This window comes from Streptomyces atriruber, from assembly GCF_001418325.1.
Classification (GTDB): domain Bacteria; phylum Actinomycetota; class Actinomycetes; order Streptomycetales; family Streptomycetaceae; genus Streptomyces; species Streptomyces atriruber.
Genome location: NZ_LIPN01000099.1, coordinates 13,955 through 32,777 on the forward strand (window position 1 = coordinate 13,955; position 18,823 = coordinate 32,777).

Sequence of the window (18,823 nt, forward strand, 5' to 3'; positions counted from 1 at the left end):
ATCCCGCGTCCGCCACGCGCTGACGCGTCCGACTCCTCCGCCCAGGGGCGCCGAGACCCGGTCCGGCGCCCCTTTTCCGTGTCCGTCCACGCCCCACGGCCCCTGGACGCGCACGCCTCACTCCGCCTAGCGACTCCTGGATGGATCATGTCTTCCGCCACGCTCACCTCCCGTACGGTCCTGGTCACCGGAGCCACCTCCGGCATCGGCCTGGAGACGGCCCGCCAGCTCGCCGAGCGCGGAGCCGTCGTCCTCGTCCACGGCCGCACCGCCGAAGAGGCGCGCGCCGCCGTGGACCGCATCATCGCCACCAGCGAGGCCGACGCGGCCCGACTCTGTGCCTTCGCCGCCGACTTCACCCGTCTCGAAGAGGTCGAGGAGATGGCCCGCAGGGTCGCGGCCGAGCACCCGCACCTGGACGTCCTCGTCAACAACGCAGGCATGGCCGCCCCCGAGCGGCACACCGTCACCGCCGACGGCAACGAGATCGCCTTCCAGGTCAACTTCCTCGCCCACTACCTGCTGACCTGCCTCCTGGAACCGGCCCTCACGACGGGGTCTCCCCTGCTCGAGCGAAACCGAGAGCGTGGGGAAGGACCGGGTGGACGCGTCGTCAACGTCTCCTCCTCGCTGCACCGCACCGCCGCGATCCAGTGGAACGACCCCAACCGCGCCCGCCGCTACGCCCGCCTCGCCGCCTACGCCCAGTCGCAGCTCGCCCTGACCGTCTTCGCCGCCGACCCCCGGGTCACCGCGGTCTCCGTCCACCCGGGCATCTGCACCACGGACCTGCTCCCGCTGTACTCCCACGAGGGCGTGCCCGCCGCCGAGGGCGCCGCGCACGTGGTCCGGCTCTGCGACCCGGCGAACGAAATCGTCAACGGCGCCTACTACGACCGCGCCGAACGCGTCGCCCCGGCGCCCGCCGCCACCGAGGAGCGCATCGTCAAGCGCCTCAACAAGCTCGCCGACCTGCTCGTCGGCCGCGTCGGCAGCTGAAGTCCACCACCCCGCAGAGGAGTTACGTCATGTCGAAGCGAGCCCGCAAGAAAAAGGCCCGCCGCAAGAAGAAGTCCAACCACGGCAGCAAGGCCGGACAGGGCTGAGCCGGTGGTCCGGGCGCGGAACGCACTGCGTCCCGCACCCGGACCACGACCGGCCTCACCTCTCTCGGCCACAGCGAAAGGACACCTCATCCGTGATCGAGCTCAAGCCCCGTGAACTCCCGGCGCTGGCCCCCTGGTTCCCCACCGGGACACCCGGCCCGGCCGCCATCGGCGAACACGCGCTGCGCACGGGGAACGGCCGCTGGTGGGCCGACCGCGCGCGACCCCGCGCCCTCGCCGTCTCCTGCGCGGATCGCGTCCTGCTGCGCGGCACCCCGGACGGCATGACCCCTGACGACCTGGCCCCTCTCGCCCACTCCTCCATCGACGCCCCCGCCCGCTTCCTCCCCCTCCTCGGTGCGGCCTTCACCAGCCTCACTCCCTGGGAACGCATGGTGTGGACCCTCCAGTCGCCACCCACGCCCAGTGTCCTCCCGCGCGGCATGCGCGTGCGCCGCATCGAGCCCGCGGATACGGACGCCCTCCGGGCCCTGGGGCCGGAGGGCGCCTGGATAACGGCCAGTTGGGGAGGCCCGCCGGGCCTGGCGGCATCGGGACACGGCTGGATCGCCACCGACCGCACCGGCACCGCCCTGGCCATCGCATGTGCGTACTTCCGCGGCTCCCACCACGAAGAGGTGGCCTTCCTCACCCGCCCGGACCACCGCCGCCACCAGCCCGCCCTGGCCTGCGTCACGGCGCTGTGCGCCGACATCACGGCCCGCGGCCACACCCCGAGCTGGACCTGCTCGACCCTCGACCGCGCCGACCGCCTCCTTGCCTGGACGGCCGGATTCCGCCTCGTGCGCGAGTACGTCCACTACGCGGTCGGCAGCCCGGCGCGCCAAGAACTCCTCACCGCGTAGGCCCCTGGTGCGCGGGTGGCGGCCGGGCAGGCTAGTTTGCCCGGATGAGTCTTCTTGATGATGTGGCCGAGCGCGACGGCTGGCGGTGCTGGGTGTGTGACGAACCGGTCGACCCCGACGAGTCGGTGAACGACCCGCGGGGGCCCAGTGTCGACAGCCGGACCGCCGACCGGAAGGCCAAGGTCGCCGAGCGGCTCGCGCACCGCGGGTGCAACAGCCGCAAGGGCGCGGTCAAGGTGGCCGTCGCCTGGCCACAGCGCCTGTACGTGGTCGAACCCGCGCCACTGATCGCCGTTGCCGACCGGCTGGAGCGCAAGGGCGGCCGCGAGATGGTGGGCCGTTGTCCGACCAGGAAGGACGCCCAAGAGGCGGCGGATTGGCTGGTGGACCGGTTCTCCCGACTGCTGCCGGGAGTACCGGTGACCGCCGGGATCGAGGCGGGCGGTGGTCAGTTCCTCGTCATCCTGGCCACCGGGGCCACTGGCCGCCGCTGATCGGGGACCGCCCCTCGGCCGGCCGCCGCGCCGCTGGCCAGGGGTGAAACCCTGGCGAGCGGTGTTCACTACCCGTCCGGGACGCCGAGCGGCACGGTGAGCCGTGGCTGCCAGCCTTCCTCCGTCAGCACCACCAGCCGGACCGCCACCGCACGGGTGCGCAGCGGCAGCAGGCTGCCGATCGCGGCACGGACACGGGCGGCAGCTGTCGGGTCGTCCGCGCCCATGGCGACCGTGACGTGGGCGGCGGGCCGCGCTCCGAAGCGCCCCTTGTACGGGCGCAACCCGGGCCACTCGGCGCAGAACGCATCGACGATCGATTGGAGTCCCGGAACAGCGACGGCGACGAAGCCGGGCGCCGTCACGACTTCCTCCAAGAGCAGATCTGTTGCCGGAAAGCCCGCGGCCAGGGAACGCACGCCCCTCTCGTCCTCATCCGTCAGCGCCGACACCGGCACGAAGGGGTAGAGGAGCGAGACGTGCGCCGGCACCCCACGACGTACCAGCGTCGGGTCGATACGCCACGCCGCTTCCAGGAGCGGTGCGGCATCGGGCAAGACAACGACGACGGCAGTGGTCCCTGGCTCTGGCACACCGCCATCATCGCAGTCCGGTCCGCCACATGTCGGCCGCGACCGCCCCGGGCCGGCGTCGGGGGAGTCGTGTTCGCCGCCCGACCTGCGCGACTCCGGCAGACGGCGCGGTGCGCGACCAGCAGCGCCAAGAGCCTGGCAGGGCTCGCCGAGACTCCCGGAATACCCCGCTCCGTGAGGGGGTTCAGGGGATGTCCCCGGTGAACGTGAGGATGGGTGAGAGATGAAGTCCGTCATTCGGACGGCAGCCGGCGGGCCCGAGGTCCTCCAGCTGGTCGAGCGTCCGGTTCCCGAACCCGGACCCGGCGAGGTACGGGTCCGTGTGCGCGTCTCGGGCGTCAACCCGACCGACTGGCGCAGCCGCCGACGCCCGCTGCCGCCGGGCATGGACGAGCAGGTGCCCCACCAGGACGGCGCCGGGGTGATCGACGCCGTCGGTCCGCGGGTCGACCCAGGACGAGTCGGAGAGCGGGTGTGGATCTGGGAGGCCGCGTGGGAGCGGCCCTGGGGAACGGCACAGCAGTACACGCTCGTCTCCGACCGGCATGCCGTCGCCCTGCCCGACCACGCACCGTTCGAACTGGGCGCCGCCCTCGGTGTCCCGGCCCTGACCGCCCACCGTGCGCTGACCGTTCGCGACGGCGGACCGGGGCGGATCGCGCCCTCCACCCTGCAGGGCGCGACCGTACTGGTGGCAGGTGGTGCCGGCGCGGTCGGCAACGCGGCCATCCAGCTCGCCCGCTGGGCCGGAGCGCGTGTGATCACCACGGTCAGCAGCCCCGCCAAAGCCGCGCTCGCGCGCGCGGCCGGCGCCCACCTGGTGGTCGACTACCGCACGCAGGACGCGACCGCGGAGATCCTCGCCTTCGCCCGTGAGGGCGTCGACATCGTCGTGGAAGTCGCACCGGGTGCCAATGCCGCTCTCGACATCGCGGTGGCCGCGCCGGGTGCCGTGGTGGCCTACTACTCGGGCAGCGAGGACGAGCAGCTCTCCGTTCCGGTGCTCTCCTCGCTGGCGGCGAACCTGCGCTGGCAGAGCGTCTACGTCTACACCGTGCCGCCTGCCGTGAAGCAGCAGGCGATCACTGACGTTGCAGCGGCCGTGGGTGCGGGCGCGCTGCGCGTGGGCGAGGAGACCGGACTGCCGCTGCACCGCTTCGCGCTGGAGCACACCTCCGATGCCCACGCCGCACTGGAGCGGGGCGTGGTCGGAAAGGTCCTGCTCGACATCCCGTGACCGTGGTGGTGGCATCCGCACGTCTCAGCGTTGCGGGCGGGGGGCACGGACGGCCGGGCCGTCAGACCCCGCTCCAGCCGATACAGGCCCTCCTGGAGGTGTCCGCCCCCGTGCCGGCAGCCTGCGGGCCGCCGGGGCATCGCCCCGGCCACCTGCTGCTGTTCGGCATTCGATCCCGGGTGGCGGGTCACCGCCGGGCCCCCGCCCCCTTCCGGCGCCACGCCACCGCCGCGTACCCCACCAGGAGTACGGCGGTGAACGCCAGGCCCACGCCTGCCGCCTGCCGCATGTCCGGCACCTCGATCGCGGTCGCGGCGACGGCGAGCACGCCGACCCCGGCCACCACGGCGAGCCTGGGGCCGCCGGGGATGCTGAAGCCCGTGAACTCCTCCGGGTGCGCGTCGCGGTGGCGGCGGAAGGCGACGTACGAGGCGAGGATCAGCAGCCAGACGAGGAGCACCGCGAACAGGGCGATGGACATCAGGATGCTGAAGATTCCGCCGACGTCGTAGAAGGCGAGCAGTGCGGCGGCCGCGATGCCCAGGGTGGAGGCGGCGAGTGCCACGGCCGGGACGCCGCGTCCGGTGAGGCGGGCCAGCGGGGCCGGGGCCAGGCCGTCGTCGCCGAGGGAGTGCAGCAGCCGGGAGGCGCCGTACAGGTGGGCGTTGGCCGCGGAGACGGCGGCGATGAGCACCACGAGGTTGGTCAGGGTCGCGGCGGCGGGCACGCCGATGTCGGAGAAGACGCGGACGAACGGGCTCGCCTCGACGCTGCCGTCGCCGGAGGCCAGCCGCTTCCACGGGATGAGGGCCACCACCAGGGTGATGGACAGGACGTAGAACACACTCAGCCGCCAGGCGAGTTGGCGCATGGCCGTACGGATGGTGCGCTGCGGGTCGGCGGCCTCGGCGGAGGCGATGGCCACCACCTCGAACCCGGCGTACGCGAACATCACGACGGACATGGCGATCCAGATGGACTTGGCGCCGTGCGGCACGAACCCGCCGTCGTCGGTGAGGTGAGCGAGACCGGTGGCCTCCGTGTCGGGCAGGCCGAAGAAGACCAGGAAGGCGGCGCACAGGATGAACGCGCACAGCGCGGTCACCTTGATGGTGGAGAGCCAGAACTCGGTGGTGCCGAAGGACTTGACGTTGATGACGTTCACCGCGAGGACCACCGCCGCGACGGCGAGGATGGCCACGCCCATCGGGATGCCGGGCCACCACCAGCGGATGTACAGCGCGGAGGCGACGACTTCGGTGCCGATGACGACGACGGCGCTGAACCAGTAGGTCCAGCTGGTGACGAACCCGGCCCAGGCGCCGAGGTACTTGTGCGCGATCGCGCCGAAGGAGCCCTGGACGGGGTGGGCCGCGGACATCTCGCCGAGCAGGACGGCGATGACGGCGACGAGGAGCGCGCCGATCGCGTACGAGATGATCACGCCGGGGCCCGCGACGCCTATCGCGGAGCCGGAGCCGAGGAAAAGGCCGGTGCCGAGCGCGGAGCCGAGGCCGATCATGGTGGTCTGGCGGTGGGTGAGCGAGCGGACCAGGCCCTGGCCGCCGCCTTCGACGACGGGGGCGGGTCTTTCCGGAGCTGCCATGGCTGGGGACGTCCTTCTGTGCGGTGGTGCGCGGTGGGAGACGGGGCGGCGGGCGGCTCGTCCGCCGCCCCCGGGAGGCCCCCGGGGTCCGCGGGGCCCGACCTGCTGCGGGTGCTAACTCACTGATGGCGAATACCTGTTGTCTAGAACTCGCTGTTGCGGAAGGGCTTGTCGGGGCGGGCCAGGTGCGGCTTGCCGAGTACCTTGGGCGCGGACAGGGCATAGATGCCGTGGTTGGTCAGCGCCCAGGCGATGTTGCGGTCCCACTCCACGTACACGCCGTGGGTCTGGTTGCCGTGCGCGTAGTCGGGGGTCTCGGGGCCGTACGCCTTGGGCACGAAGTACGCCTCGATCCCGGGCTTCGCGGGCTCGGAGACGTCGAAGAACTGCACGCCCGCGTTGTAGAAGCCGTAGCCGAGGACGCCCGCGTCGTGTTTGCCGGGGTTGGTGTAGTAGCCGGTGCGCTTGGGCCCGAAGCTGCCGCGGCGCTGGCAGAAGTCCTTGAAGGAGGCGGCCTTGGGCGGGGCCGGGCGGGGCAGGGCGCCGACGACGCGCGGGTTCTCCGGGTCCTTGGCGTCGATCTGGTAGACGTCCTTGTACGGCTCGTAGCAGTCCTCGGTGAGCGGGTAGCCGGAGAAGTAGATCAGGCCCGTCCGCTCGTACTGCGAGACGTCGATGTTGTCGCCCTCGGTACCGGATACGGACGGCGGCAGGTCGAGGTGGCTGACGGTCTTCAGGTCCGCCGGGTCGGAGATGTCGAGCACGGTCAGGCCGTAGCCGCCCATCGCGGCGAAGGCGTAACGGCCGCCCTTCTCCACGGGCTCGGGAATGAACAGCGGCATGCGCGCGCCCATCCAGCTGGTGCGGTTGCCGCAGCGCGGGTTCTTGCGGTACGCCGCGTCCTCGCCGGTGCGCTGGCCGGGCAGGTGCCAGGTGTCCAGGAGCTTCGGGCGGGCGGGGTCGGACATGTCCCAGGACTGGTAGCCGGCGGAGTGCAGGTTGGTCGGGTACTCGTTGCCGGAGTAGGTGTCGTTCGGGGCGGTGGCGATGAACATGTACTTCTCGCCGGTCCAGTACGGCACGTCCAGCGAACCCGAGCCCTGCTGGGGCTTGTCGACGTCCGACTTCAGCGGGTCCTTCTGCGTGGAGTCGGTGGAGACCGTGGCGAGGAGCTTCCAGTCCTTCTTGCGCGGCCCGTCGAGGCGGAAGACCTTGAAGCCCTTCAGGCCGGGCTTCTCGCGGAGCTTCTTAACGCCCTCGGGGTTGTGGTACTTGTCGTGCTCGGGGTCGTCGGTCAGCTCGGAGATCTGCCGCTTGTCCTCGAAGCTCATCACCATCACGTAGGCGTCGAGCTTCTTGTTCCACTGGATGGTGGAGGCGCCCCAGTAGTCGTGGGGCGCCCAGGAGGCGTTGCCCCGGGTCTCGTCGCCGTCGACGTCGCTCCGGGTCATCTTCTCGACGACCTTGACCTTCTTGACGTCGGTGATGTCGTAGACCCGGCCCTCGGAGCGGTCGTACTGGAACAGGTAGCGGCGGCCGTCGAAGTCGACGACGTTCTGCCAGGTGTGGAAGTGGTCGGGGGTGAAGTCGGCGCCCTCGTAGGCGGCTTCGATCTTCATGTTCTTGATGTACGACTTCGTGTCGTAGTCCTTCTCGCGCCCGGGGAAGGAGTGCTCGTGCTCCTCGTCGACCGGAGTGAGCGCCGGGTGGCGGAAGGTGCCGTCGAGCTGCATGCCGTACGCGCCGGGGTCGGCGGGCCCGGGGCGGCGGCCCTCGCAGACGTCCACGATGTTCGGGTCCGTGGCGGCGGTGGCGGTCGCGCCCGAGGTGCCGGGGGAGAGCAGGGTCGCGGCGGTGGCGGCGGCCACGGCCGCGGCCAGGGCCGCTTTGGCGCGCTGCGAGCGCTGGCGGAGGGATCGCATGGGAGTCCTAGGGGTCTCGACGGAGGAGAGGGGGACTTGCGATGGGGCGTGCGGTGGTGCTCGCGCACGCGCGCCGGGGTGGTTGCGCGCGTGCGTACGACGGGGCGCCGGTCCGGTGGGGGCCGGACCGGCCGGGGATCCCGTCGGTTCGGGGCCCGGGGCCGTCAGGTGACGGTCGGGCGGTCCTGGAAGGCGGGCGCGTGGTGGGCCCGGGTGGTGACGATGTCGCGCAGCTCTCCGACGGCGTGCAGGACGTCGGCGTGCGTGAGGTAGAGCGCGTTGAAGCCGAAGCGCAGCAGGTCGGGGGCGCGCATGTCGCCGATGACGCCGCGTGCGGTGAGCGCGGCGACCAGCGGGTACGCCTCCGGGTGGCGCAGCGCGACCTGGCTGCCGCGGCGCTCGTCCTCGCGCGGGGTGGCCATGGTGAAGCCGTGCCCGTCGAGGAGTTCGGCGCACTCCTGGAAGAAGCGGGTCAGCGACAGGCTCTTGGTCCGTACGTCGGCCATGTCCACGCCGTCGTACGCCGTGAGCGCCGCCTCCAGGGCCACCAGCGAGAGCAGCGGCGGGGTGCCGATGCGGGCGCGGGTGATGTCGGGTGCGGGGGCGTAGGTGCCGGACATGGAGAACGGCGCGGCGTGCCCGTGCCAGCCGGTGACCGGGTGGTCGAAGTCCCGCTGGTGCCGGTGGGCGACGTAGGCGAAGGCGGGGGCGCCCGGGCCGCCGGAGAGGTACTTGTAGCCGCAGCCCACCGCGAAGTCGGCTTCGATCGCGTCGAGTTGGACGGTCAGCGCACCGGCCGCGTGGCACAGGTCCCAGTGCGCGAGGGCGCCCGCGGCATGCGCGGCAGAGGTCAGGGTGGCCATGTCGTACAGCTCGCCGGTGCGGTAGTCGACGGGGGCGTACGCGGCGACGGCGACCCGCTCGCCCTCGGCGGCCAGCACGGCGGCGGCCTCGCGGGCGGGGACGCGGCGGACCTCCAGGCCGAGCAGACGCCCGACGGAGTCGGCGATGTACTGGTCGGTCGGGAAGTGGTCCGGGTCGGTGAGCAGCAGGCGGCGGGCGGGGCGCAGCCGGGCGGCGGCGATCAGCGTGTTGAAGAGCTGCACGCTGGTGGAGTCGCCCGCGACGACCTGCCCCGGAGCGGCGCCGATGAGGCGGCCGACGGCATCGCCGGTGCGGACGGGCGCCGCCCACCAGCCGTTGCTGTTCCAGGAGCGGATGAGGTCGGTGCCCCACTGGCGGTGGACGGCGTCCTCGATCGCGGCGGGGACGGCGGTGGGCAGGGCGCCCAGGGAGTTGCCGTCGAGGTAGGTCACGCCCTTGGGCAGGGTGAACCGGTCGCGGACGTGCGCGAGCGGGTCGGCGGCGTCGAGTTCTGCGGCGCGCTGCTTCAGCATGCGGGGACTCCCTCGGTGCACGAAGGGGCGGTGTCGCGGCCCAGATCGAGCGCGATGTCGGTGAGCAGGTCCTCCTGCCCGCCGACCAGCCGACGCCGTCCCGCCTCGACGAGCAGGTCGCGGGTGTCGAGGCCGTGGCGCGCGGCGGTGGCCTCGGCGTGGCGCAGGAAGCTGGAGTACACCCCGGCGTAGCCGAGGGTGAGGGTCTCCCGGTCGACGCGGACGGGCCGGTCCTGGGTGGGGCGTACGAGTGCTTCGGCGGCGTCCATCAGGGGGAAGAGGTCGCAGCCGTGCTCCCAGCCCATCAGGTCGAAGACGGCGACGACGGGTTCCAGCGGGGCGTTGCCCGCGCCCGCGCCCTGCCCGGCCAGGGAGGCGTCGACGCGCAGGGCGCCCGCCTCGACGGCGACGATGCTGTTGGCGACGCCCAGGCCGAGGTTGTGGTGGGCGTGGATGCCGATCTCGGTGTCCTGGTCGAGGGCGTCGCGGTAGGCGCGGACCCGGTCGCGCACGCCGTCCATGGTGAGGCGGCCGCCGGAGTCGGTGACGTACACACAGTGCGCGCCATAGGACTCCATCAGCCGTGCCTGCCCAGCGAGTTGGGTGGGTTCGGCGAGGTGGGACATCATCAGGAAGCCGGAGACGTCCATGCCGAGTTCGCGGGCGAGCCCGATGTGCTGGGCGGAGATGTCGGCCTCGGTGCAGTGGGTGGCGACGCGGACGGAGGTGACGCCGAGCGCGTGGGCGCGGCGCAGGTCGTCGGCGGTGCCGATGCCGGGCAGCAGCAGGGTGGTGAGCCGGGCCCGGTCCAGGACGTCGGCGGCGGCCTCCAGCCACTCCCAGTCGGTGTGGGCGCCGGGTCCGTAGGTGACGGAGGAGCCGGACAGGCCGTCGCCGTGGGCGACTTCGACGGCGTCGACGCCCGCGGCCTCCAGGGCGGCGGCGATGGCGCGGACCTGGTCGGTGGTGTAGCGGTGGGCGACGGCGTGCATGCCGTCGCGCAGGGTGACGTCCTGGACGTAGACGCGGGTCATCGGGCCGGGCTCCGTTCGGCCAGGCGCTCGGCGGTGCGCAGCGCGGCGGACGTCATGATGTCGAGGTTGCCCGCGTAGGCGGGCAGGTAGTGGGCGGCACCCTCGACCTCCAGGTAGACGGAGACGAGCAGGCGTCCGCCGCCGCAGAGGGCGACGAGCGGGTCGTCGGCGGCCAGGGTGCGGAACTGGGGTTCCTGCTTGAGCCGGTAGCCGGGTACGTATGCGGCGACGGCTGCCGTCATCTCCCTTACGGACGCGGCCACTTGGGCGGTGTCGCAGTCGTCGGTGACGCAGTGCACGGTGTCGCGCATGAGCAGCGGGGGCTCGGCCGGATTGAGGACGATGATGGCCTTGCCGCGGGTGGCGCCGCCGACCTGTTCCAGGGCACGGGAGGTGGTCTCGGTGAACTCGTCGATGTTGGCGCGGGTGCCGGGTCCGGCCGAGCGCGAGGCGATGGAGGCGACGATCTCGGCGTAGTGGACGGGAGTGACACGGGAGACTGCGGCGACGACGGGGACGGTGGCCTGGCCGCCGCAGGTGACCATGTTGACGTTCCTGGCGTCCAGGTGCTCGTCGAGGTTGACGGGCGGGACGACGTAGGGGCCGATGGCCGCCGGGGTCAGGTCGATGAGCGTCTTGCCGTACGGGGCGAGCGCGGCGGCGTTGGCGTGGTGGGCGGCGGCGGAGGTGGCGTCGAAGACGATGTCGACGTACCCGAAGTGGTCCATGGCGATGAGGCCCTGGACGCCGTCGGCGCTGGTGGATACCCCCAGGCGGCGGGCGCGGGCCAGGCCTTCGGAGTCGGGGTCGATGCCGATCATCGCGGCGGCGGTGACCGCCCCGGACCCGCGGACGATCTTGATGAGCAGGTCGGTGCCGATGTTGCCGGAACCGATGACGGCGGCCTTCATCGGGCGCCCTCCTTCACCAGGTGGTGCAGACCGAAGAAGCGGACGGCGTTGCCGCCGAGCACGGCGGCCTTCTCGTCGTCGGTCAGTGCGCTGCCGCGCACCAGGCTGCCGATCTCCTCCTCGCCGAGCGGGAAGGGATGGTCGGAGCCGAGCAGCACGCGCTCCGCGCCCATCACGTCCACGAGCAGGCGCAGCGCGCCCGGGTCGAAGACGGCCGAGTCCACCGAGAAGCGCTCGGTGTACGCGGACGGCGGCCTGGGGCTGTCGGCGCGCACCAGGTCGCGCTGGTGCCAGGCGTTGTCGGCGCGGCCGAGGAGGTACGGGAAGCTGCCGCCGCCGTGCGCGAACAGCAGCCGCAGCGAGGCGGGCAGCTTCTCGAACGCGCCGGACAGGATGAGCGAGAGGATCGTCAGGTGCGTCTCGGCGGACATGCCCGCCAGCCAGGCGAGCATGTAGCGCGAGAAGCGCGCCCCGGTGGGCAGGTCCCACGGGTGCACCAGGACCGCGGCGTCCTGCTCGGCGCAGTGCGTGAGGAACTCCAGGAGCGAACCGTGGTCCAGGTCGCGGTCGCCCAGGTGGTTGCCGATGTGCACGCCGCGAAAGCCCTGGCGCATGGCCTCGGAGACCACGGCGCAGGCCGCCTCGGTGTCCTGGAGCGGCACCTGGCAGAGCGGGGCGAGCCGGTCGGGAGCGTACGCGCTGTACGCCAGGATGCGGGAGTTGACCATGCGGCACCAGTCGGCGGCCCGCTCGGCCTCCAGGCCGTAGCCGAACATCAGCGGCGTGCTGGAGAGCACCTGCACGTCCACGCCGAGCCGGTCCAGACCGGCGACGCGCGCCGCCGGGTCCCACAGGGTGCGGCGCACCGGCCGGTACTCGCGGGCGCCCGCCATCATCATCCCGGCGTCGGGCCCGTCGGAGGTGCGCAGCCAGGGGCCCTCGTCGTCGCCGGTGAGCAGCCGGGACTCGGCGCGGCCGATCTCGGGGAAGACGTGCGCGTGGATGTCGACGACGGTCATGCGTCCGCCCCGTCCCGCCGGGTCCGCAGGCGCAGTGCCTCGGGCCACTCCTTGCCCGGGTGCACGGCGCCGCAGTGGCCGCAGGTGCGGGCCGAGTCGTCGCCGTAGAAGGCCTGGAAGACGGGCGGCAGGTCGTCGACGATCGAGGTGAGCTGCACCTCGCTGCGGTGCACCAGGTGGTGGCAGGCCATGCAGTACCACTCGAAGGCGTCGACCTGGCCCCGCGGGCGGGCGAACTCGACGACCATGCCGATGCTGCCCTCCTCCGGGCGCTGCGGCGAGTGCCGTACGTGCGGCGGGAGCAGGAAGACGTCGCCCTCGCGGATGTGGACGTCGCGCGGCGGCCTGCCCTCCTCGTCCACGACGCGCAGCACCATGTCGCCCTTGAGCTGGTAGAAGAACTCCTCGATGGGGTCGTCGTGGAAGTCGGTGCGCCGGTTGGGGCCGCCCACGATGGTCACCATCAGGTCGGCGTCCTGCCAGATCTGCACGTTGCCGACGGGCGGCTTGAGCAGGTGGCGGTGCTCCTCGATCCACGCGTGGAGGTTGAACGGTGGCATGGTCATGCGGGCTGCTCCTGGTTCTGGCCGCTGATCGGCAGGTGGGCGACGGCGCTGATCTCGATCAGCAGGTGCGGGTGCGGGAGTTGGTGGACGGCGACGGTGGTGCGGGCCGGTCCGCCCTCGTCGAAGTACTCCGCGTAGACCTCGTTGTAGCCGCCGAAGTCGTTCATGCTGACGAGGTACGTGGTGACGGACACCAGGTCGCCGAGGCCGCCGCCGACCGCTTCGAGCAGGCTGCCGATGTTCTCGATGACCGCGCGCGTCTGGGCGCGGATGTCGAGGTCGGTGACGCCCATCGGGTCGGCGTCCGCCCCGGCGAAGGTGCCGTCGGGCCTGCGGGAGCTGGTGCCGGAGACGTACACGAGGTCGCCTGCGCGGCGCAGATGGGGAAAACGGCCGCGGGGCCGCGCGGCACCGGGGACGATCATGCGGTCACGCCCTTGTCGGTGGCGGGGCCCGCGGCCTTGTCGGTGGTGAAGGCCACGCTGCCAAGGCCCGCGACGGTGGCACGGACGTGGGTGCCGGGCGGCAGCGGTACGGCGGCGGTGGCCGCGCCCGCCAGGACCACGGTCCCCGCGGGCAGCTCCCCGGCGAGCCGGGCGGCGGCGGCCAGGGCGCGCAGCGGGTGGCCCAGGATCGCGGCGGTGGACCCGGACTGGGCGAGACGGCCGTCGAGTTCGAGCAGGACGCCGAGGTTGGCCAGGTCGGCGGGGGCGCTCCAGGGACCGACGGCGTACCCGGCGGCGGAGGTGTTGTCGGCGACGACCTCGGGCAGCGAGAACGTGAAGCCGTCGTAGCGGGAGTCGATGATCTCCAGGGCGGGCGCGACGGCGGCGACCGCGGCCGCCGGGTCGCCGCCGGGGCGCAGCGCCGCGCCGAGCAGGAAGGCGACCTCGGGCTCCACCCGCGGATGGATCAGCCCGGACGCGTCGTACCGTCCGCCGTCGGCGATCTCCATGGCGTCGGTGATGCGGCCGTGGATCAGGTCCGAGACGCCCATCTGGCGCATCTTGGCGAGGCTGGTGAAGCCGAGCTTGAAGCCGGTGATCCGCTCGCCGCGCGCCACCTTGCGGGCCATCAGGGCCCGTTGGACGGCGTACGCGTCCTTGGTGCTGGTCAGTCCGGTGGTGCCGCCGGACAGGGTGCGGGCGTCGAGGGCGGCGGTGTGCAGGCGCTCGGCGATCGCGTCGAGGTCGAGGGTGGTACTGGTCATCGGGCGCTCTCCTGGTGCGTGTCGGACGCGTCCGTGCCGGTGCCGAACGCCGCGCGGACCGAGCCGAGGCCGTCGATGCGGGCTTCGAGTACGTCACCGGGGGCGACGGCGGTCATGGGGCCGAGCGCGCCGGTCAGCACGGTGTCCCCGGCCCGCAGTGGGTGCCCGAGCCGCACGAGCGTGTCGGCGAGCCAGACGGCGGCGTGCAGCGGGTGGCCGAGGCAGGCGGCGCCCGTGCCGGTGGAGACCGGTTCACCGCGCCGTTCCAGGACCATCCCGGCGGTGCGCAGGTCCAGGCGCCCGAGCGGTACGGGCCGGTTGCCGAGGACGTACGCGCCGCTGGAGGCGTTGTCGGCGATGGTGTCGACGGCCGTGATGTCCCAGTCGCGGATGCGGCTGCCGACGACCTCGATGGCGGGCAGCGCGAACGCGGTGGCCCGGATGACGTCGGCGACGGTGTGCCGATCGTGGGTCAGGTCGTGCTCCAGGACGAGCGCGACCTCGGCCTCGGCCCGGGGCTGGAGGATCGTGCCCCAGGGCAGGTCGGCGCCGTCGAGGGTCGCGGTGTCGTCGAACAGGGCGCCGAAGTCGGGTGTGCAGACGCCGAGTTGGGCCTGTACGGCGGCCGAGGTCAGGCCGATCTTCCAGCCGGTGACGCGGCGGCCCTCGGCGAGGCGGCGCTCGGTCAGCAGGGACTGCACGGCGTACGCGGCGTCGAGGTCGTCGGCGGCCAGCACGTCGCGCACGGGGGCGCAGGGCACGCCGGTGCGGCGGGCCTCGTCGAGGCGCTCGGCGGCGGTGCGCATGGGAGCGGTCACCGCGATGGTCGTCGTACTCACAGCTTCACGCACACATTCATCGGTTCGGAGAAGAAGTCGAGCGACTGGTCGCCGCCCTCGCGCCCGATGCCGGACGCCTTCACCCCGCCGAACGGGGTGCGCAGGTCGCGCAGGTTCCAGGTGTTGACCCAGGCGATGCCCACCTCCAGGGCGGGCGCGACCCGGTGGGCGCGCGCGAGGTCACGGGTCCACACCGTGGCGGCCAGGCCGTACGGTCCCGCGTTGGCGAGTGCGAGGGCCTCCTCCTCGGTGTCGAAGGGGGCCAGGTGCACGACCGGGCCGAAGATCTCCTCCCGTACCACCGGGTGGTCCTCGGGCAGCCCGGCCAGTACGGTCGGCTCCACGAAGAAGCCCTGGTCGCGGTCGTCGCCGAAGCGCGGCACCCCGCCGCCCGCGAGGACCTCGCCGTCGGCGGCGGCCTGCGCGAGATAGCCCAGGACCTTGTCGCGGTGGGCGGCGGAGATCATCGGGCCGTACCCGTCGAGCTTGCGCGCCTCGGCCGCGAGCCGGGCGGCGAACGCGTCGAACACCGGCCGTTCCACGTACAGCCGCTCGGTGCACAGGCAGACCTGGCCGCTGTGGGTGAAGGCCGAGCGGACCGTGCCCGCGACCGACTCGTCCAGGTCGGCGTCGGCGAAGACCACCCCGGGGTTCTTGCCGCCCAGTTCGAAGGAGACCGGCGCGAGGCGGTCCGCTGCGGCACGCATGATGGTGGTGCCGGTGCCGGACTCGCCGGTGAAGGCGATCGCGTCGACGCCCGGGTGCTCGGTCAGCCACTGGCCCGCCGCGTTGCCGCCCTCGCCGTGCACGAGGTTGAACACGCCGTCGGGCAGGCCCGCTTCGGCGGTCACCTCGGCGAGCAGGCAGGCGGTGCTCGGCGTCAGTTCGGAGGGCTTGGCGACGACCGTGTTGCCGGTGGCGAGCGCGGGCGCGACCTTCCAGGTGAGCAGCAGCAGCGGCAGGTTCCAGGGCGAGATGACGGCGACCACGCCGAGCGGCTTGCGCACGGTGTAGTTGAGCGCGCCGCGCCCGTCCGGGGTGCCGGTGCGCCAGGACTGCTCGCCGCGGCCCGCCAACAGGTCGGCGTAGGAACGGAAGTTGGCGATCGCGCGCGGGATGTCGACGGTGGAGGCCAGCTCCCGCGGCTTGCCGGTGTCGGCGCACTCCGCGACGATGAACTCCTCGAAGCGGCGCTCGATGCCGTCGGCGACGCGGTGCAGCATGCGGGATCGGTCGGCCGGGCTCCACGTGCCCCACGGCCCGCGCAGCGCGTCCCGGGCCGCGTTCACGGCGCGGTCGACCAGTTCGGCGGAGGCCGCGGGGACCTCTGCGACGGTCCGCCCGTGGACCGGGTCGACGAGCGGGAACGGATCGCCGGAGGCGTCGAAGTCGCCTCCCACGTAATGCCGCACGGGTGTGCTCACCTTGCAGACCTCCCTTGCCAGGCCGGGGCGTTGAGTTCCGTCGCCGGTTCTGTTCGCGGTTCCTGGGCCCCGGATCGTGCAGGCATCATGCGCCGACTCGGGCATGCCGAACCAATGCCGATTGACGTGGTTCCCATACCGATCCGGATATGGCAGGGTCAGGGCGCGGTCGAACCCGGTTCACGGGGCGTCCACCCGGCCGCAACGAACGCGTCGGCGTACCGGAAGGGACGGCTCGCGGTGAACCTCCTGGACGGCCGGCTGAAGTTCCGGCACCTGACACTGCTGGTCGCGATCGTCCAGCACGGCGGTGTGGCCAGGGCGGCGGAGTCGCTGCACCTGACACAGCCCGCCGCAACGCGCACGCTGCGCGAACTGGAGACCATCGCGGACCTGCCGCTGTTCGTCCGCGAGCCGCGCGGGATGCGCCCGACGGTGTACGGGGAGGCGCTGGCCGGGCACGCGCGGGCGGTCATCACCGAGGTGCGCACGGCAGGTGAACACCTGGAGGGGCTGCGCCAGGGCCACGAGGGCACGGTCACCGTGGGCACGCTGCTGGCCGGGGCCAACGTGCTGCTGCCGCGCGCGGTGGCCCGGCTCAAGTCCGAGCGGCCGCGCCTGACGGTGGTAGTGCGCGAAGGGACCCTCGACGTGCTCCACCCGGCCCTGCTGGCAGGGGAGTTGGACGTGATCGTGGGCCGGGTGGGCCCGGCACCGAAGGAGGGCGAGCGGCTGCACCAACGGATGCTGTACAGGGAGCGGATCATGCTGGCGGTACGGGCGGGCCACCCCCTGCTCGCCGATCCGGCCGCGTCCCTCACCGGGACGCTGACGTACCCCTGGATCCTGCCGGTCGACCAGACGACGCTGCGACAGGAGCTGAGCGCACTGTTCGTCGAGCGCGGCCTGGCGCTCCCGGCGGACCGGGTGGAGTGCACGTCGATCCTGACGATGCGGGCCCTGCTGCTCCAGACGGACATGGTGGCGCTGCTGCCCGAGCTGGTGCTGCGCGACGACGAGCGCTTGGCGGCGCTGCCGGTGGAGCTCCCGTCGGTGGGACGCACGGTGGGCACGACGGAGGCGGCCCACCGCACCCGTACCCCCGCGCTCCAGGCGCTGCTGCACCACCTTGACGAGGAGGCGGCGCTGCTACGCGGGACGTTGAACCGGGGCGCCGCCCACGGTACTGCTCCGACGCCTGCAAGCAGGCACACCGACGAGACCGGCTGAGTGCCGCTGGTGAATGGGGATTCGGGCCGTTGGGGGCCGGCCTGAGTGAGGCGTGCACAATGGCTGGCGATGTGGGCGACGCCGTACTCCCCGCTACAGCCAGTCCCGCCGCTTGAAGATGAAGTACAGACTCACGCATACGACTGCCATCAGCAGAATCGCGAACGGATACCCCGCCGCCCACTTCAGCTCAGGCATTGTGTCGAAGTTCATCCCGTAGATCGTCCCCACCAACGTGGGAGCAAACAGAATCGCCGCCCACGACGAGATCTTCTTGATCTCCTCGTTCTGTTCGAAGCCCGCCTCCGCCAGCGCTCGCATCTCCGCGTTCTGCTGCTGGGTCACCAGGGTCGCGTTGACCGTGAGGATGTCCGCCAGGGCCTGGCGGAAGCTGTCGACGCGTTCGCTGGTGTGGGTGACATGGTCGGCCACGTCGCGCAGGTAGCGCTGGAGTTCCTCGTCCGTGCCGTATTTCGCGAAGCCCGCCATCAGGGAGTGCAGCATGCTGACCAGGGGGCGGGTCGCGCGCTGGAACTCGACCATTTCGCGGGAGAGTTCGTAGATGCGGCGGGAGACTTCCGGGTCGCCGCGGAATACTTCGGTCTCGATCTCGTCGATGTCGTTCTGGACGCCGGCGACGACCGGGGCGTAGCCGTCGACCACCGCGTCGAGGATCGCGTAGAGCACCGCCTCCGGGCCGAGTTTGAGGAGGTCGGGGGTCTCCTCCATGCGGCGGCGGACGCCGGACAGGTCGGGGGCGGCGCTGTGGCGGACCGTGATGACGAAGTCGGGGCCTACGAAGACGTGCAGTTCGCCGAAGTCGACCTCTTCGGGGGCGTCGAGGTAGCGGGCCGCGCGCAGGACGACGAAGAGTGTTCTGCCGTAGCGCTCCAGCTTCGGGCGCTGGTGGGCCTCCATCGCGTCTTCGAGGGCCAGCTCGTGGAGGTCGAATTCGGCGGCCAGGGAGAGGAGCTCCGCCTCCGTCGGGCGGGCGAGGCCGATCCACGCCATGCCGTTCGGCTGGTCGCGCAGCCGGCGGAAGGTGTCCGCCAGGGACGCGGGCGTCGCCACGCGGACGCCGTCGCGGTACAGGGCCGCCTCGACGATGCTGTCCGCGGGGGGACCTCCCGGCGTCGTGGCCGGGTCTTTCGTGTCTTCCAGTGGGGCCGGTGGTTCCGGTGGCTGCGAGGTGTTCGTGGTGGGCGCGGGGCCCGGTGGGCGCGGCGAGCGCCGCCACGCGTGTTTCCTGGTGCTCGCGTTCGGTTCGGGACGAGCTCGGCGCTCCGTCATGGCGACCACCTTCGATCGGCGAGGAGGGGAGGGGGGGCCGTGGACCCGAGCAGGATATGCGGCCGCCGTGGTGTGGGCG

At 72.4% G+C, this 18,823-nt stretch carries 18 protein-coding genes; 5 read left to right on the forward strand and 13 right to left on the reverse strand.

All coding sequences use genetic code 11. The features are described 5' to 3' along the window. Positions 1–147 precede the first annotated feature (147 nt). The 3 genes from AOK03_RS11770 to AOK03_RS11780 all read left to right on the forward strand — a co-directional run bounded on the left by AOK03_RS11770 (position 148) and on the right by AOK03_RS11780 (position 2,466). On the forward strand, positions 148–999 hold the full coding sequence (locus AOK03_RS11770; RefSeq protein ID WP_055565155.1) for an SDR family NAD(P)-dependent oxidoreductase: 852 nt from the start codon (positions 148–150) through the stop codon (positions 997–999). Between the two features lie 199 nt (positions 1,000–1,198). Then, positions 1,199–1,972, forward strand: a complete 774-nt coding sequence (locus tag AOK03_RS11775; protein ID WP_055565156.1) for a GNAT family N-acetyltransferase — start codon at positions 1,199–1,201, stop codon at positions 1,970–1,972. A gap of 44 nt (positions 1,973–2,016) precedes the next feature. Then, entirely contained in the window at positions 2,017–2,466 is a 450-nt protein-coding gene (locus AOK03_RS11780) for a hypothetical protein (RefSeq protein WP_055565157.1), read from the forward strand. A gap of 68 nt (positions 2,467–2,534) precedes the next feature. Here AOK03_RS11780 and AOK03_RS43950 read toward each other — a convergent pair whose 3' ends face one another. Next, positions 2,535–3,023 (reverse strand): 2'-5' RNA ligase family protein, encoded by a 489-nt coding sequence (locus tag AOK03_RS43950; RefSeq protein ID WP_244177574.1) that lies wholly within the window; start codon positions 3,021–3,023, stop codon positions 2,535–2,537. 259 nt (positions 3,024–3,282) lie between these two features. Between AOK03_RS43950 and AOK03_RS11790 the strand changes: the two genes are divergently transcribed. Then, positions 3,283–4,296, forward strand: coding sequence for an NADPH:quinone reductase (locus AOK03_RS11790; RefSeq protein ID WP_107097982.1), 1,014 nt, complete (start codon positions 3,283–3,285; stop codon positions 4,294–4,296). A gap of 187 nt (positions 4,297–4,483) precedes the next feature. Here the strand turns inward: AOK03_RS11790 and AOK03_RS11795 are convergent, their stop codons facing one another. From AOK03_RS11795 to AOK03_RS11845, 11 genes are all read right to left on the reverse strand, one after another. Further along, positions 4,484–5,902: an amino acid permease gene (locus AOK03_RS11795; RefSeq protein ID WP_055565159.1), complete on the reverse strand. Its 1,419-nt coding sequence runs from the start codon at positions 5,900–5,902 to the stop codon at positions 4,484–4,486. A gap of 143 nt (positions 5,903–6,045) precedes the next feature. After that, positions 6,046–7,824: an LVIVD repeat-containing protein gene (locus tag AOK03_RS11800; protein ID WP_055565160.1), complete on the reverse strand. Its 1,779-nt coding sequence runs from the start codon at positions 7,822–7,824 to the stop codon at positions 6,046–6,048. A gap of 164 nt (positions 7,825–7,988) precedes the next feature. Continuing rightward, on the reverse strand, positions 7,989–9,221 hold the full coding sequence (gene kynU, locus AOK03_RS11805; RefSeq protein ID WP_055565161.1) for a kynureninase: 1,233 nt from the start codon (positions 9,219–9,221) through the stop codon (positions 7,989–7,991). Beyond that, a complete protein-coding gene (gene dmpG, locus AOK03_RS11810; protein ID WP_055565162.1) occupies positions 9,215–10,255 on the reverse strand; it encodes a 4-hydroxy-2-oxovalerate aldolase in 1,041 nt (346 codons plus the stop codon). Before dmpG ends, kynU begins: the two co-directional genes overlap by 7 nt. Next, complete coding sequence (locus tag AOK03_RS11815) at positions 10,252–11,166, reverse strand: acetaldehyde dehydrogenase (acetylating) (protein WP_055565163.1); 915 nt, start codon at positions 11,164–11,166, stop codon at positions 10,252–10,254. The genes dmpG and AOK03_RS11815 overlap by 4 nt, the downstream gene beginning before the upstream one ends. Further along, the gene (locus tag AOK03_RS11820; RefSeq protein ID WP_055565164.1) at positions 11,163–12,185 is read right to left on the reverse strand and encodes an amidohydrolase family protein; all 1,023 of its coding nucleotides are present in this window, start codon (positions 12,183–12,185) and stop codon (positions 11,163–11,165) included. The genes AOK03_RS11815 and AOK03_RS11820 overlap by 4 nt, the downstream gene beginning before the upstream one ends. Beyond that, on the reverse strand, positions 12,182–12,751 hold the full coding sequence (locus AOK03_RS11825; RefSeq protein WP_055565165.1) for a 3-hydroxyanthranilate 3,4-dioxygenase: 570 nt from the start codon (positions 12,749–12,751) through the stop codon (positions 12,182–12,184). The genes AOK03_RS11820 and AOK03_RS11825 overlap by 4 nt, the downstream gene beginning before the upstream one ends. Then, positions 12,748–13,176 (reverse strand): RidA family protein, encoded by a 429-nt coding sequence (locus AOK03_RS11830; RefSeq protein ID WP_055565166.1) that lies wholly within the window; start codon positions 13,174–13,176, stop codon positions 12,748–12,750. Before AOK03_RS11830 ends, AOK03_RS11825 begins: the two co-directional genes overlap by 4 nt. Continuing rightward, positions 13,173–13,961: a 2-keto-4-pentenoate hydratase gene (locus AOK03_RS11835; RefSeq protein ID WP_055565167.1), complete on the reverse strand. Its 789-nt coding sequence runs from the start codon at positions 13,959–13,961 to the stop codon at positions 13,173–13,175. Before AOK03_RS11835 ends, AOK03_RS11830 begins: the two co-directional genes overlap by 4 nt. Continuing rightward, positions 13,958–14,767 carry a 2-keto-4-pentenoate hydratase gene (locus tag AOK03_RS11840; protein WP_055565170.1) on the reverse strand — a complete coding sequence of 270 codons (810 nt, stop codon included), beginning with the start codon at positions 14,765–14,767 and terminating at the stop codon, positions 13,958–13,960. Before AOK03_RS11840 ends, AOK03_RS11835 begins: the two co-directional genes overlap by 4 nt. A gap of 29 nt (positions 14,768–14,796) precedes the next feature. Next, the gene (locus AOK03_RS11845) at positions 14,797–16,224 is read right to left on the reverse strand and encodes a 2-hydroxymuconic semialdehyde dehydrogenase (protein ID WP_208609529.1); all 1,428 of its coding nucleotides are present in this window, start codon (positions 16,222–16,224) and stop codon (positions 14,797–14,799) included. A 240-nt stretch (positions 16,225–16,464) separates the two neighbouring features. Here AOK03_RS11845 and AOK03_RS11850 point away from each other — a divergent pair, with 240 nt between their 5' ends. Then, positions 16,465–17,454, forward strand: coding sequence for a LysR substrate-binding domain-containing protein (locus tag AOK03_RS11850; RefSeq protein ID WP_079074655.1), 990 nt, complete (start codon positions 16,465–16,467; stop codon positions 17,452–17,454). Between the two features lie 93 nt (positions 17,455–17,547). On the opposite strand, the gene AOK03_RS11855 is transcribed toward AOK03_RS11850, so the two are convergent. Beyond that, the gene (locus AOK03_RS11855) at positions 17,548–18,744 is read right to left on the reverse strand and encodes a magnesium and cobalt transport protein CorA (RefSeq protein ID WP_055565168.1); all 1,197 of its coding nucleotides are present in this window, start codon (positions 18,742–18,744) and stop codon (positions 17,548–17,550) included. Positions 18,745–18,823: the final 79 nt, after the last annotated feature.